Origin of the sequence: Microbacterium sp. MYb64, assembly GCF_002979495.1 — a bacterium.
GTDB lineage: Bacteria > Actinomycetota > Actinomycetes > Actinomycetales > Microbacteriaceae > Microbacterium > Microbacterium azadirachtae_A.
On record NZ_PCOW01000003.1, the window covers coordinates 196,027 to 210,449 of the forward strand.

10 protein-coding genes are annotated in these 14,423 nt (G+C 71.1%); 7 read left to right on the forward strand and 3 right to left on the reverse strand.

The window, feature by feature from the left end; genetic code table 11:
* Window positions 1-39: 39 nt before the first annotated feature.
* Both CQ044_RS04855 and valS read right to left on the reverse strand, forming a co-directional pair.
* Window positions 40-303 (reverse strand): hypothetical protein, encoded by a 264-nt coding sequence (locus CQ044_RS04855; protein WP_374954847.1) that lies wholly within the window; start codon window positions 301-303, stop codon window positions 40-42.
* A complete protein-coding gene (gene valS, locus CQ044_RS04860) occupies window positions 300-2,903 on the reverse strand; it encodes a valine--tRNA ligase (protein ID WP_105687250.1) in 2,604 nt (867 codons plus the stop codon). Before valS ends, CQ044_RS04855 begins: the two co-directional genes overlap by 4 nt.
* 178 nt (window positions 2,904-3,081) lie before the next feature.
* On the opposite strand from valS, the gene CQ044_RS04865 reads away from it, so the two are divergent.
* From CQ044_RS04865 to CQ044_RS04880, 4 genes are read left to right on the forward strand one after another with little or no spacing between them, the layout of a single operon-like run.
* The gene (locus CQ044_RS04865; protein WP_105687252.1) at window positions 3,082-4,707 is read left to right on the forward strand and encodes an ABC transporter substrate-binding protein; all 1,626 of its coding nucleotides are present in this window, start codon (window positions 3,082-3,084) and stop codon (window positions 4,705-4,707) included.
* A 25-nt stretch (window positions 4,708-4,732) separates the two neighbouring features.
* Window positions 4,733-5,752, forward strand: a complete 1,020-nt coding sequence (locus tag CQ044_RS04870) for an ABC transporter permease (protein ID WP_219844920.1) — start codon at window positions 4,733-4,735, stop codon at window positions 5,750-5,752.
* Entirely contained in the window at window positions 5,749-6,561 is an 813-nt protein-coding gene (locus tag CQ044_RS04875; protein ID WP_105687253.1) for an ABC transporter permease, read from the forward strand. Before CQ044_RS04870 ends, CQ044_RS04875 begins: the two co-directional genes overlap by 4 nt.
* Window positions 6,558-8,126, forward strand: a complete 1,569-nt coding sequence (locus CQ044_RS04880; protein WP_105687255.1) for an ABC transporter ATP-binding protein — start codon at window positions 6,558-6,560, stop codon at window positions 8,124-8,126. The genes CQ044_RS04875 and CQ044_RS04880 overlap by 4 nt, the downstream gene beginning before the upstream one ends.
* A gap of 99 nt (window positions 8,127-8,225) precedes the next feature.
* Here the strand turns inward: CQ044_RS04880 and CQ044_RS04885 are convergent, their stop codons facing one another.
* Complete coding sequence (locus CQ044_RS04885; protein ID WP_105687256.1) at window positions 8,226-8,870, reverse strand: pentapeptide repeat-containing protein; 645 nt, start codon at window positions 8,868-8,870, stop codon at window positions 8,226-8,228.
* Between the two features lie 343 nt (window positions 8,871-9,213).
* Between CQ044_RS04885 and ileS the strand changes: the two genes are divergently transcribed.
* The 3 genes from ileS to CQ044_RS04900 are packed head-to-tail and all read left to right on the forward strand — an operon-like array spanning window position 9,214 to window position 14,419.
* Complete coding sequence (ileS, locus tag CQ044_RS04890) at window positions 9,214-12,594, forward strand: isoleucine--tRNA ligase (RefSeq protein WP_105687258.1); 3,381 nt, start codon at window positions 9,214-9,216, stop codon at window positions 12,592-12,594.
* A 41-nt stretch (window positions 12,595-12,635) separates the two neighbouring features.
* Window positions 12,636-13,946, forward strand: coding sequence for a folylpolyglutamate synthase/dihydrofolate synthase family protein (locus tag CQ044_RS04895; RefSeq protein WP_105687350.1), 1,311 nt, complete (start codon window positions 12,636-12,638; stop codon window positions 13,944-13,946).
* Entirely contained in the window at window positions 13,934-14,419 is a 486-nt protein-coding gene (locus CQ044_RS04900; protein WP_045272552.1) for a DUF4233 domain-containing protein, read from the forward strand. The genes CQ044_RS04895 and CQ044_RS04900 overlap by 13 nt, the downstream gene beginning before the upstream one ends.
* Window positions 14,420-14,423: the final 4 nt, after the last annotated feature.

The window sequence follows — 14,423 nt, forward strand, 5'->3', positions numbered from 1 at the left end:
GCCAAGCGGGGCGCGACCCCGCGCGAACGACCGGGTGGGTCAGTCCTCGAACGGACGGACCACGACTTCGCCCGAGGCGGTGCGCGAGACCTCCCAGCCGGTGTCGAGCTCGGCGATCGGCCGGCCCTCCAGCCAGGTGAGGGTCCACGTGCCGCGGAGCAGGTTCAGGACTCCGGTCTGCAGGCTCAGCGTGCCGCCGGCCACGCTCCGGGCCTCGGCGTCGGCGATTCCGGGGCGCAGGGCCGCGGGAACCGATGCGGGCGGTTCGGATCCGGCGGCCCAGCGCGTCCCGAGCTGCATCATGCCTCCACGGCCGGCGCGAGCTCGATCGCGGTGACGACGAGCTCCTCCGCCTCGACGAAGCCGAGCTCGGTGATCCGGCCCACGGCACGGAGATCGTCGGCCGCGGCCTGGAGCGCCGCGATGTCGGCTGCGGGGGCGGCGATCGTCGCGGACGACACGGGGGTCTTCTGGGAGGCCTTCGCCTCGGTCTTCGCCCGGCGGATGCCGATCAGCGCCTTGCTCGACGTCGCGAGGATCGCGGGGTCGCCTTCGCCGCCGCGCGGCTCCGGCCATGCCGCGGTGTGCACCGAGCCGTCCTCGAACCAGCTCCATGCCTCCTCGGTCGCGAACGAGACGACCGGCGCGAGCAGGCGCAGCAGGCTCGACAGCGCGAGGCGCAGGGCGAGCGCCGCGGAGGCCTGACCCACGTTCGTGCGGTCGTAGGCGCGCTCCTTGACGAGCTCGAGGTAGTCGTCGCAGAACGTCCAGAAGAACGCCTCGGTGATCTCGAGCGCGCGGGCCTGGTCGTAGTTCTCGAACGCGGCCGTCGCGTCGCGCACCACGCCGTCCAGGGTCGCGAGCATGGACGCGTCCAGCGCGTGCGTGATCTCTGCGCCCTCGGGAACGGGGAACGAGAGCACGAACTTCGCCGCGTTGAGGATCTTGATCGCGAGGCGACGGCCGATCTTCACCTGCGTCGGGTTCTGCGGGTCGAAGGCGGCGTCGGCGCCCAGGCGGCTGGAGGCGGACCAGTACCGCACCGCGTCGGATCCGTGCGTGTCGAGGATGTCGGCCGGCGTGACCACGTTGCCCTTGGACTTGGACATCTTCTTGCGGTCGGGGTCGACGATGAAGCCGCTGATCGCGGCGTTGCGCCACGGGGTGCGGCCGTCCTCGAGGGTCGAGCGCAGCATGGTGGAGAACAGCCAGGTGCGGATGATGTCCTGGCCCTGCGGGCGCAGGTCCATCGGCGACACCACGTCCCACAGCTCGGCATCGCGCTCCCAGCCGCCCGCGAGCTGCGGGGTGAGCGACGAGGTCGCCCAGGTGTCGAGGATGTCCGCCTCGGCGTCGAAGCCCCCAGGCACACCGCGCTGCTCGGAGGTGTAGCCGGCCGGCACCTCGCTGGTCGGATCGATCGGCAGGCTCGCGTGATCGGGCGTCAGCACACGGTCGTAGTCGCGCTCGCCGTTCTCGTCCAAGGCGTACCAGAGCGGGATCGGCACGCCGAAGAAGCGCTGCCGGGAGACCAGCCAGTCGCCGGTCAGGCCGCCCACCCAGTTCTCGTAGCGGACGCGCATGAATTCAGGGTGCCAGTTCAGCTCGGCGCCGTGGGCGATCAGCTGGTCGCGGAGGTCCGTATCGCGGGCGCCGTTGCGGATGTACCACTGGCGGGTCGACACGATCTCGAGCGGGCGGTCGCCCTTCTCGAAGAACTTCACCGCGTGGTTGAAGGGCTTGCCGACGGCGGTCATCGCGCCGGTCTCCTGGAGCTTCTCCACGAGCGCCTTGCGGGCGGAGAAGACGGTCTTGCCAGCCATGTTCTCCACGTACCAGGCCGCGGCGTCCGCGTCGCCCACCGAAGCGGGGGCGTCGGGCAGGAAGCGGCCATCGAGGCCGATCGTGGTCATGTTCGGCAGGTCGCGCCCGTCGGTCGTGCGCAGCTCGCGCCACCACACGATGTCGGTCACATCGCCGAACGTGCAGACCATCGCCGCTCCCGTGCCCTTGTCGGGCTGGGCGAGGTGGTGGCCGTGGATCTCGATGTCGGCGTCGAAGAAGGGCGTACGCACCTTCGTGCCGATGAGGTGCTTGTACGGACCCTCGGGGTGGGTCACGATTGCGACGCACGCCGGCAGCAGCTCGGGACGGGTCGTCTCGATCGTGATGTGGCCCGAGGCGTCCGCGAACGGGAAGTCGATGGTGTGGTACGCGGCCTGCTGGTCGCGGTCCTCGAGCTCGGCCTGCGCGATCGCGGAGCGGAAGTCCACATCCCAGAGGGTCGGCGCGAGGGACTGGTAGGCCTCGCCGCGCTCGATGTTGCGCAGGAACGCCAGCTGGCTCTGGCGGATCGACTCGTTCGAGATCGTGCGGTAGGTCTGGGTCCAGTCGACGCTCAGGCCGAGCTGACGGAAGAGCGCCTCGAAGTGCTTCTCGTCCTCCTCGGTGAGCTTCTCGCAGAGCTCGATGAAGTTGCGGCGGCTGATCGGAAGCTGGTCGGCCGCGCGGGAGGACTTGTTGTCTCCGCCCTCGAACGGGGGAGCGAAGTCGGGGTCGTAGCCCAGGGAAGGGTCGCAGCGCACGCCGTAGTAGTTCTGCACGCGGCGCTCGGTCGGCAGGCCGTTGTCGTCCCAGCCCATCGGGTAGAACACGTTCTTGCCGCGCATGCGCTCGAAGCGCGCCTTGATGTCGGTGTGCGTGTAGGAGAACACGTGGCCGATGTGCAGGCTGCCACTCGCGGTCGGCGGCGGGGTGTCGATCGAGAAGACGCCGTCACGGCCGCTCTGGGCGGCGCGGAGGCGGTCGAAGAGGAAGGTGCCATCCGTCGACCAGCGCTCACCCCACTTCGCTTCGAGGCCTTCCAGCGCCGGCTTGTCGGGAATCGGGTTCGCCTGTGACATGGGTCTCTCCTCATGCGATGTGTGCGGCACCGTGTGAGCGTGCCTGAGTGTGGGGGTGTGGCGACAGTCTACCGGGCAGGCCTGCGCGCCCGGCCACCGATAGATCCACCCTGTCCACAAACCGGTAGCCTGGAGTGTCCCGCACTCAGCACCCCCTCACCGCACCCCGAGGATCCTCATGCCTTCTCCGCTTCGGCGTCGACTCCTGCCCCTCACCGCGCTCGCCGCGGCCGCCGCGCTCGCGCTCAGCGCCTGCTCCGCCACGACCGGATCCGGATCCGAATCCGGAGATGCGAACGGCGAGATCGTCTGGGGCGTGGACGGCAGCCTGCTGTCGTCCGGGAAGATGGATCCGCAGACCAGCCAGCTCGACGTGACGGCGATGGTTCAGCGCGCCGTGCTCGACTCGCTCGTGTTCCAGAAGGCGGACGGGTCCTTCGTGCCGTGGCTCGCTAAGAAGTGGGAGGTCTCCGCGGACGGCACCGCCTACACGTTCCACCTGCGCGACGACGTGACGTTCACGGACGGCGAGACCTTCGATGCCGCCGCCGTGAAGGCCAACTTCGACCGGATCGCGGATCCTGCGACCAAGTCGGCGCAGGCCGCGAGCATGCTCGGCGGCGAGCTGTACAAGGGCACGGAGGTGATCGACCCGACCACGGTCAAGGTCTCCTTCTCGCAGCCCTATGCGCCGTTCCTGCAGGCGGCGAGCACCGCGCAGCTCGGCTTCTACGCGCCGAAGGTGCTCAAGGAGCACTCCGCCGACCTGGCCGCGGGCGGCAAGGACATCACGGTCGGCACCGGTCCGTTCCAGATCTCGTCGTACACGCCGGATCAGGAGATCGTGTACACGCGCAACGCGAAGTACGCGTGGGCCCCCGAGGGGGAGAAGGCGCCGGCCTTCAAGACCCTGCGCGTCCAGATCCTGCCGGAGGCGTCCGTGCGCAGCGGCTCCGTGTCGTCGGGCGAGATCGATCTCGCCTCGCAGCTGCCGCCGAACCTCGTGTCGCAGGTCAAGGGATCCGCGACCGTGAAGTCCGTGCAGGTGCCAGGGCTCCCGTACTCGCTGTTCCTGAACGAGAAGAACGGAGTGTTCGCCGACCAGAAGGTGCGCGAGGCGTTCACCCGTGCGATCGACGTCGACACCGCGGTGGACAAGATCTTCTTCGGCCAGTTCCCGCGCGCGTGGAGCATCCTCGGCCCGACCACTCCCGGTTACGACAAGAGCCTCGAGAAGAGCTGGCCCTTCGACAAGGAAGCCGCGAACAAGCTCCTCGACGAGGCGGGGTGGACGCAGCGCGGAGCCGACGGCATCCGCACCAAGGACGGACAGCGGCTCACCGCGAACTGGATCGCATGGACCCCGGTCTCCGACGACCACGCCGCACTTGCGAACGCCGTGCAGTCCGACCTCAAGGCCGTCGGCTTCGAGGTCACGCGCGAAACGCTCGAGCCCGGCGCGTACAACGCGAAGTACGGTCCCAAGACGTTCGACATCACGGACTGGGACTTCTCCGGGGTCGACCCCGACCTGCTGCGCAGCCATCTCGCGACGGACGGCTTCCAGAACGCGTCCTCCGTGAGCGATCCGAAGCTCGACCAGCTCCTCAAGGACGGCATCGCCACCACCGACGCGGCGAAGCGCGCCGACGTCTACGCGCAGATCCAGAAGTGGAACGCGAAGGACGACGCGATCGTGCCCCTCTACGTCACCTCGGCGATCACCGCGGTCGGCGACAAGGTCGCGGGCCTCGGCTTCGACATCTACGGGCGGCCGCTGTTCTTCGGCGCCGGCGTGAAGTGAGCGCGGTTCGCGGTATCGTCCGCTCGTGAGGGATCGTCCGGAGCAGTCGCCGACGAGCGCCTCGCCGCGATCCGGCGCACTCCTGCGCCGGATCGGCGGTGCGGCGCTCTCGCTCGTGCTCGTGCTCTGGGGCGCGGCGACGCTTTCGTTCCTCGCGTTCCGCGTGCTGCCAGGCGACCCGGTGAGCGTCATGCTCGGTCCCCAGGCGCAGGTGAGCGAGGCCGTCAAGGCCGGGATCAGGGCGGACCTGGGACTGGACCGACCGATCTGGCAGCAGTACCTCTCGATGCTGGGGGACCTGCTCCGCGGGGATCTCGGCACGTCGTACCAGCTGCGGATGCCGGTGAGCGAGGTGATCGGGCGTCAGCTCGGCGCGACGCTGCAGCTCACGGGAGCCGCCCTCGCGATCGCCGTGCTGCTCGCGCTCGCCGGAGTGCTGATCGCGCGCCGACCGCTCGCCCGCGGGCTCCTCGCGGCGGCCGAGCTGATCGTGCTGTCCTCACCGGTGTTCTGGATCGGGCTGCTGCTGCTCACCGTGTTCGCCTTCGGGCTGGGCTGGTTCCCCGTGGCGGGCTCACGGACCGGAGCCGGCCTCGTGCTGCCGGCGGTCACCCTCGCGCTGCCCGTCGCAGCCCTGCTCGGCCAGGTGCTGCGCGACGGCGTGGAGGCGGCGGAGCGCCAGCCCTGGGCGCTGAGCGTTCGCGCCCGCGGCGCGGACCACGCCAGGCTGACGCTACGGCACACCCTGAGGCACGGCTCGCTCGGGGCGCTGACGCTGAGCGCGTACCTCGTCGGATCGCTGCTCGGCGGCGCGGTGCTCGTGGAGACGGTGTTCGCCCGGCCCGGCCTCGGCCGGGTGGCGCTCGCGGCGATCACGGGCCGCGATCTGCCGGTCGTCACCGGGATCATCCTGTTCAGCGCCCTCGTCTTCGTGATCGTGAACACGCTCGTGGAGCTCGCCGCGCCGTTCCTGGATCCGCGGCTGCGCACTTCGGCCACGCCCGTCGCAGACGCCGCGCCCGCGCGTCCGGAGGCCGGACGATGAGGCTGCTGCGGCGCATGCTGCTCGCGCTCGCCGTACTGGTGCTGGCGGCGGTCGTGATCGCCGCCCTCGCGCCGGGGCTGCTCGCGCCCGCGGATCCGCTGCAGACCCAGGTGCGCGACGCACTGCTGCCGCCCGGTCCTGGTCACCCCTTCGGCACCGACCAGAGCGGGCGCGACGTGTATGCCCGCGTGGTGCACGGCGCCGGGCGCTCGCTCGGCATCGGCGTCCTGGCGACGGGACTGGCCCTCGTGGTCGGCCTGCTGGTCGGTTCGCTCGCCGGGGTCTCGCCGCGGCCGGTGGACGCGGCGCTCATGCGGACGAACGACGTGCTGATGGCCTTCCCGGAGTTCCTGCTGGCGCTCGTGGTCGTCGCGATCCTCGGCCCCGGCACAGCCAATGTCGCGATCGGCGTGACACTCGCCGCGATCCCGGTGTACGTGCGACTCGCCCGCGCCCAGACGCAAGTGCTGCGCCGCGCCGAGCATGTGGAGGCGGCGCGGATCCTCGGCGTCGGACCGTTCACTGTCTTCCGCCGGCACGTCGCGCCGGGCGTGCTCGGAGCGCTCAGTGTGCTCGCGACGATCGGGCTCGGTTCCAGCATCCTCGCCGCCGCCGGTCTCAGCTTCCTCGGTCTCGGGCCCACCGAGCCGTCTCCGGAGTGGGGGCTCATGCTCGCGGGCGGACGGAACGTGCTGGGCCAGGCCTGGTGGATCGCCGTGTTCCCCGGGCTCGCGATCACCCTGACCGTGCTCGCGGCGACCTTCCTCGGCCGCACGCTGCGCGCCCGGGCCGAGGGGAGGCGCGCATGAGCGCCGCGGAGTCCGGGGACGGTGGCCTGCCGGGTCCCGGGCCCTCCTCCCCGTCCGCTCTTCAACCTGCGCTTCTCGTGGAGGGGCTGCGGATCGGCATCGACCGGCGGGTCCTCGTCGACGACGTCTCGTTCGCGGTCGCGCCGGGGGAGTGCGTCGCGCTGGTCGGGGAGTCGGGGGCGGGGAAGTCCCTCACCGTCCGTGCCCTGCTCGGCCTGCTCCCGGAGCATGCCGAGGTCTCGGCGGAGACCCTCGAGGTGGACGGCGTCGACGCGAGGAGGCTGCCCGAACGCGAGTGGCGCGCGCTGCGGGGAGCGCACATCGCCCTCGTCTCGCAGGACGCCCTCGTGTCCCTGGATCCGCTGCGACGCATCGGCGCCGAGGTCGCGGAACCGCTCGAGATCCACGGATCCCTCACCCGCGCGGATCGCGCGGATCGCGTGCGCGAGCTCCTCGCAGACGTCGCCATGCCGGATCCCGAGCGACGAGCCAGGCAGCGCTCGCACGAGCTGAGCGGGGGGCTGCGGCAGCGGGCGCTCATCGCGAGCGCGCTCGCCGCGGACCCCGCAGTGCTGCTCGCGGACGAGCCGACCACGGCGCTCGACGCCACTGTGCAGGCCAGGGTGCTGGCGCTGCTGCGCCGGATCGCCGACGACGGCACCGCTGTGGTGTTCGTCAGCCACGACATGGCGGCGGTGCGCAGGATCGCGGATCGCGTCGTGGTGCTCCGGGACGGACGCGTGGTCGAGCAGGGGCCGGCTTCAGAGCTGCTCGCCGCACCGCAGGACGCCTACACGCGGGAGCTGGTGCTCGCATCCGCGCGGACTCCGCGCACCCCGCCCGCGGGGGATGCGCCCATGCTCGCCACGGTGACCGGGGTCGGGAAGAGCTTCGATCGTCCGGTGCTGCGCGATGCGTCGTTCGTGCTGCGCAGAGGACGGACGCTCGGCGTCGTGGGGGAGTCCGGATCCGGGAAGACCACGCTGGCGCGGATCCTGCTCGGCGTCGAGCGCGCCGACACCGGCACGGCCGCCTGGGCCGGCGGCGTGCGACCGCGGATCCAGCTCGTGCATCAGAACCCTCTGGGCGCGTTCGATCCGCGTTGGACGATCGGACGCTCACTCCGGGAGGCGCTCGCGGCCGGAGGCGTCCCCCGCGGGCTTCGGGCGTCGCGCGCCGATTCCCTGCTGGGCGAGGTCGGACTGGATCCGGCGCTCGCGGCCCGGCGCCCCGCGGCGCTGTCGGGCGGGCAGCGCCAGAGGGCCGCGATCGCGCGCGCGCTCGCCGCGGATCCCGAGGTGCTCGTGCTCGACGAGCCGGTGTCGGCGCTGGACGCGACCGTGCGCGCGCGGATCCTCGCGCTGCTGGATCGCCTGCAGCGCGACCGCGGACTGACCATGCTCCTCGTCTCGCACGACCTCGGAGTGATCGCGTCAGTCGCGGACGACGTGCTCGTGATGCAGGACGGGGCGATCGTCGAGCAGGGTCCGGCCGCGCAGGTCCTCGACGCTCCGCAGCACCCCTTCACGCGCGAACTGCTCGCCGCCTCCGATCTCTCCGTCTGAGCGTGCCCCCTGTTTCAGAGCGCCCTCCACCTCCGAGTCGTCCCCGTGAGGGGAGCCCAGGGCGTGCGCTGATGGGGACGACTCGGAAGTAGGAGAGGGTCAGTCCTGGACGTCGATGCCGGCGGCGCGGGCGAAGACCGGGGCCAGCAGCTCGACCTGCCGGGAGGTCAGGGTGGCCCCGCGCAGCGAGGTCACGTCGAGGAACGCGAGGGCGTCGAGGCCTCGCAGGTCGAGGGCGTCGGCCCGAAGACCGCGGGTGTCGACCTCGTCTGCGCTGCTGCGCTCGAACCGCACCCGGGTGACCGTGGCCGCGGGGACGTCCACGGTCGCGAGCGTGCAGTCCGCGATGAGCGAGTCCTGGATCTTCGCGGCAGCGAGGGAGAGGTAGTCGATGCGGGCGTGCTCGACGATCAGCTCGGCGACGTGCGCGCCGGACAGGTCGAGCGTGCCGATCCTGCCGCCGGCGATGCGCAGCCGGCGGATCGTGGCATCTTTGAGCGACAGCACGGGCGTGCGCGCATCCACGATCTCCACGTCCAGCAAGGTGGAGCCGGCGAGGTCGACGCGGTCTGCGGCGCCCGACAGCGAGCACTGCTCGAACTGCGCATGCGCGAGGTCCTCGGTCAGCGGGATCCGCAGGCCGATGTGGTCGCCGTGCCGGCGGCCCGCTCCGTCGTCGAGTTCGTCCGGCAGATCCGGTGGCGAGACGCGGGGCGGCTGGGGGCGTTCGGTGCTGCGGGCCATGCCACGACCCTAGGGCCGGCGGCCGACAGCGCCTCATCGATCGATGCCCTACCCGTTCGGAGCGGACGCGGATCCGGCGGCGTTAGACTGGACGGCACGAGCATCGATCCGGCCATCACCGGGGAGCTCTCGGAAGAAAGCTTCGACCAGCCCAGCGCATGCACGACCCGCTGAGCGACCGGAGCAAGTAGAACCGAGCGGGGCAGGCCCGTCACAGCCGCAGTGAGAGTGGCTCCGTCGCGAGGCGGGGCAATGCAGGGTGGTACCGCGGTCCCGGTTGCTCGACGAGCACAGGATCGTCCCGGCGCGCAGCTCCCGCCCGCCACTGACACTGCGAGACACGATGACCTACCCGCGCACCTCTCCCACCGGATCCTCGTTCGGTCCGGCCGCCGTCACCCCGAGCCCGCGCTTCCCCGAGATCGAACGCGACGTGCTCGCGTTCTGGGAGGCCGACGACACCTTCCGCGCCTCGATCGCGCAGCGCGAGGGCGCAGAGGAGTGGGTCTTCTACGACGGCCCTCCGTTCGCCAACGGCCTGCCCCACTACGGCCACCTCCTCACCGGGTACGCGAAGGACCTGTTCCCGCGCTTCCAGACCATGCTCGGCAAGAGGGTCGACCGCGTGTTCGGGTGGGACACGCACGGCCTTCCCGCCGAGCTCGAGGCGATGAAGCAGCTCGGGATCACCGAGAAGGACGAGATCGAGCAGATGGGGATCGACGTCTTCAACGCGAAGGCGCGCGAGTCCGTGCTCACCTACACGCACGAGTGGCAGGACTACGTCACCCGGCAGGCCCGCTGGGTCGACTTCGAGCGCGGGTACAAGACCCTCGACCTCGGCTACATGGAGAGCGTGCTCTGGGCCTTCAAGACCCTGCACGACAAGGGGCTCGCCTACGAGGGCTACCGCGTTCTCCCGTACTGCTGGCGCGACGAGACGCCGCTCTCGGCGCATGAGCTGCGCATGGACGACGACGTCTACAAGGAGCGTCAGGATCCGTCCGTCACCGTGAGCTTCCCGCTCGCGGGGGAGAAAGCCGCGGCCCTGGGACTGGAGGGCGTGCGCGCGCTGGCGTGGACCACGACCCCGTGGACCCTGCCGACCAACCTCGCGCTCGCCGTGGGACCGGAGATCGTCTACGCCGTGCTGCCCGTGGGGCCGAACGGCGCGTCCGAGGGCGCGCAGGGCGACCGCTTCCTGCTCGCGCGGGATCTCCTCGGCGGCTACGCGAAGGACCTCGGCTACGAGAGCGCAGAGGACGCGCTCGCCGCGGTCTCCGCGACCGTGACCGGCGCCGAGCTCGGCGGGGTGACCTACGACCGCCTCTTCGACTACTACGCCGACACGGAGACCTGGGGCACGCAGAACGCCTGGCAGATCCTCGTCGACGACTACGTCACCACGAGCGACGGCACCGGCATCGTGCACCAGGCGCCCGCCTACGGTGAGGACGACCAGCGCGTCGCCGGCGCGGCGGGGATCCCCACGATCCTGTCGCTCGACGAGGGCGGACGCTTCCTGCCGAACGTCACCGACGTCGCCGGCGAGCTCTGGATGGACGCGAACACGCCGCTCGTGCGCCTGCTGCGCGCGAACGGCCGCCTGCTGCGCCTGCAGAGCTACCTGCACTCGTACCCGCACTGCTGGCGCTGCCGCAACCCCCTCATCTACAAGGCGGTCTCCAGCTGGTTCGTGCGGGTCACGGACTTCAAGGACGACATGCTCGCGAACAACGAGCAGATCACCTGGGTGCCGGAGAACGTCAAGCACGGCCAGTTCGGCAAGTGGCTCGAGGGTGCGCGCGACTGGTCGATCAGCCGCAACCGGTACTGGGGATCCCCGATCCCGATCTGGAAGAGCGACGACCCCGAATACCCGCGCGTGGACGCCTACGGATCCCTCGCCGACATGGAGCGGGACTTCGGCCGGCTGCCGCGCAACACCGAGGGCGAGGTGGATCTGCACCGCCCGTTCATCGACGAGCTCACCCGGCCGAACCCCGACGACCCCACCGGCAAGAGCACGATGCGCCGCATCGAGGACGTCTTCGACGTGTGGTTCGACTCCGGATCCATGCCGTTCGCGCAGGTGCACTACCCGTTCGAGAACCAGGAGTGGTTCGATTCGCACTCGCCGGCCGATTTCATCGTCGAGTACATCGGGCAGACCCGCGGCTGGTTCTACCTCATGCACGTGCTATCGACCGCGCTCTTCGATCGCCCTGCGTTCACCGGGGTGAGCTGCCACGGCATCGTGCTCGGATCCGACGGCTACAAGATGTCGAAGTCGCTGCGCAACTACCCCGACGTCTCCGAGGTGTTCGACCGGGACGGATCCGACGCCATGCGCTGGTTCCTGATGTCGAGCTCGGTGCTGCGCGGCGGCAACCTCTCGGTCACCGAGGAGGGGATCCGCGCCGGCGTGCGCGAGTTCATCCTGCCGCTGTGGAACTCGTGGTACTTCTTCGCGACCTACGCGAACGCCGCGGGCGGCCCCGACGGCGCCGGCTACCAGGCGCGCTGGCGCACGGACTCGACCGATGTGCTGGACCGGTACATCCTGGCGCGCACGGGCGACCTCGTCCGCGGCGTGCAGGAGGACCTCGAGGGGCTCGACTCGACCACCGCGGCCTCGCGCCTGCGCGACTTCGCCGAGGTGCTCACGAACTGGTACATCCGCCGGTCGCGTGACCGGTTCTGGGTCGGCATCGACCCTTCGACGGGCTCAGGGACCGATTCGGGCACCGAGGCCTTCGACACGCTGTACACCGTCCTCGAGACGCTGACCCGCGTGGCGGCTCCCCTCGTGCCGCTCATCGGCGAGCGCGTGTGGCAGGGACTCACCGGCGGGCGCAGCGTGCACCTGACCGACTGGCCCGACGCCGAGCTGTTCCCGCACGCGGATGACGTGCGCGACGCGATGGACGCCGTGCGCGAGCTGTCCAGCGTCGGCAATGCGCTCCGCAAGAAGGAGAAGCTGCGCGTGCGGCTGCCCCTGGCGCGTTTCACCGTGGTCACCCCTCAGGCGGACGCCCTGGCGCCGTTCGAGGACATCCTCCGAGACGAGCTCAACGTCAAGGCGGTCGAGCTCGTCGCGCAGGGCGAGGCCACCGCGGCCGAGTACGGCATCAGCCACCGCCTGAGCGTCAACGCCCGTGCCGCGGGCCCGCGCCTCGGCAAGGAGGTGCAGCGCGTCATCCGCGCCGCGAAGGACGGCTTCTGGACCGAGGAGGACGGGGTGGTGACCGCCGACGGCATCGCCCTGGAGCCGCACGAGTACGAGCTCGCCCTGGAGACCACGGGCCGGCCGGAGGGCGAGGCGCTCGCCGTCGTCCCGACCGGCGGCTTCGTGCTGCTCGACACCGCCACCACGCCCGAGCTCGAGGCGGAGGGCCTGGCGCGCGACGTGATCCGCGCCGTGCAGGACACCCGCAAGAACGCCGGGTTCGACGTGAGCGACCGCATCCGCCTGCAGCTACGCTTCGAGGATGCTGAGGACGCCGCGGCGGTCCGCGCGGCGTTCGCCGTCGCCGGCGTCGCCGAGGAGACGCTCGCCGTCGAGGCGGGGATCCTGGATGCGGGCGCCGAGTTCGCCGCCGCCGAGTTCGTGGCGGACATCGACAACGGCACCTACGCCAACCGCGGCGGCTTCGCCGTCGCCGTGAGCCGGATCGGAGACGCATCGTGCGATGCGCTGAGCGAGCGGAGCGAGACGAAGTGACAGATGACCGAGAGCGCGCGGACGCGGTCTACTCCGCGCTCATGGAGCGCGCAGGAGAGCGCTGGGTGCAGCCCCGCAAGGAGCGCACGGCGCGCCTGCTCGAGCTCATGGACGACCCGCAGAAGACCTACCGCGTCGTGCACCTCACCGGCACGAACGGCAAGACCTCGACCGCGCGCATGATCGAGAGCCTGCTGCGCGCGCACGGGCTGCGCACCGGCCTGTTCACGAGCCCGCACCTCGAGCGATTCACAGAGCGGATCATGATCGACGGCGAGCCCATCGCCGACGCCGCCGTGGCCGACGCGTGGGAGGAGATCGAGCCCTTCGCGGGCATCGTGGACGCCGAGCTCGAGGCCGCGGGCGATGCGCCGCTGACCTTCTTCGAGCTGCTCACCGTGCTGGCCTTCGTGGCCTGCGCGGACGCCCCGATCGACGTGCTCGTGCTCGAGGTCGGCATGGGCGGATCCTGGGACTCCACGAACACGGCCGACGGCGACGTCGCGGTGTTCACGCCGATCGACCTCGATCACGCCGACCGCCTCGGCGACACGATCGCGAAGATCGCCGAGGTGAAGGCCGGGATCATCAAGGACGGCGCCGCCGTGGTCTCCTCGCGTCAGACGCCGGAGGCCGAGGCCGTGCTGCGCCGCGTCGCGACGGAGCGCGGTGCGAGCATCGCCTTCGAGGGTCAGGACTTCGCCCTCGTCGAGCAGCGCCTCGCCGTCGGCGGTCAGCAGCTCACCGTGCGCGGGCTCGCGGGGCAGTACGCCGAGGAGTACCTGCCGATGTACGGCGAGCACCAGGGGTTCAACGCCGCTCTCGCGATCGCCGCCGTGGAGTCGCTCATCGGGGGAGCGCAGCACGCGATCGTGGGCGACGTGCTCGCGGAGGGCCTGACGGGCGCGACCTCGCCGGGCCGCCTGCAGCTGCTCGGCATCGCGCCGACCGTGATCGTCGACGCCGCGCACAACCCGCATGGCGCGCGCGCCCTCGCGGCTGCGCTGAAGGACAGCTTCGACTTCGACGAGTGGGGCCTCGTGCTCGGCGTGCTCGGCGACAAGGATGCGACGGGCATCGTCGAGACGCTGCTGCCCTCCGTGGAGCACGTGTTCGCGACGGCTCCCGACTCCGACCGTGCGAGCGACCCCGACGCCCTCGCCGACCTGGTGGAGCGCGCCGGCGGTCGGGCCACCGTGCACCCGACCCTGGCTGAGGCGGCGGACGCCGCGCGCGAATGGGCGGCCTCGGCCGACCGCCGCGCGGTGATCATCGCCGGATCCGTGGTGCTGGCGGGCGAGGCGATCTCGCTCGCCGCCGCCGAGGACTGGAAGAGCGGATGGCGCGCGTGACCGACGAGACCGCATCCGGATCCGCGACCGCGAAGCCGCGCCGGGCCCGCCCGCCGCGCGGCCTCGCCCAGAAGCTCGGATCGATCATCCTCGCGTTCGAGGCCATCGTCGTGGGCCTCGCGGGGCTGACCGTCTTCGGTTTGAAGGCACTCGGCCCGGGCATCGAGCCGTGGTGGGGCATCGTGGGCGGCGCCGTCGTCGGCGTCGCGATGCTCGTCGCGGCAGGTCTCATGGGCAGCAGAGCCGGAATCGTGATGGGATGGATCCTGCAGGTCATCGTCCTGCTGTCCGCCATCCTGGTGCCCGCGATCCTGCTGGTCGCGATCGTCTTCGGCGGAATGTGGGCCTACGCGATGATCGTGGGCGGGCGCGCAGACCGCGCCGCCCGCTCGGCCGGCGCTTCGCTGCCGTCCGCGGCCCCCGCCGCCCCCGACTCCTCCACCGACACCCCTGGAAACGACCACAGAGAGTGACTGA

Bases quoted from the DNA above. Each gene is read 5' to 3' on its own strand.
- CQ044_RS04900 (WP_045272552.1), top strand. From the start codon at position 13,934: ATGGCGCGCGTGACCGACGAGACCGCATCCGGATCCGCGACCGCGAAG.
- CQ044_RS04855 (WP_374954847.1), bottom strand. From the start codon at position 303: ATGATGCAGCTCGGGACGCGCTGGGCCGCCGGATCCGAACCGCCCGCA.
- CQ044_RS04865 (WP_105687252.1), top strand. From the start codon at position 3,082: ATGCCTTCTCCGCTTCGGCGTCGACTCCTGCCCCTCACCGCGCTCGCC.
- CQ044_RS04880 (WP_105687255.1), top strand. From the start codon at position 6,558: ATGAGCGCCGCGGAGTCCGGGGACGGTGGCCTGCCGGGTCCCGGGCCC.
- CQ044_RS04885 (WP_105687256.1), bottom strand. From the start codon at position 8,870: ATGGCCCGCAGCACCGAACGCCCCCAGCCGCCCCGCGTCTCGCCACCG.
- CQ044_RS04895 (WP_105687350.1), top strand. From the start codon at position 12,636: ATGGAGCGCGCAGGAGAGCGCTGGGTGCAGCCCCGCAAGGAGCGCACG.
- ileS (WP_105687258.1), top strand. From the start codon at position 9,214: ATGACCTACCCGCGCACCTCTCCCACCGGATCCTCGTTCGGTCCGGCC.
- CQ044_RS04875 (WP_105687253.1), top strand. From the start codon at position 5,749: ATGAGGCTGCTGCGGCGCATGCTGCTCGCGCTCGCCGTACTGGTGCTG.
- valS (WP_105687250.1), bottom strand. From the start codon at position 2,903: ATGTCACAGGCGAACCCGATTCCCGACAAGCCGGCGCTGGAAGGCCTC.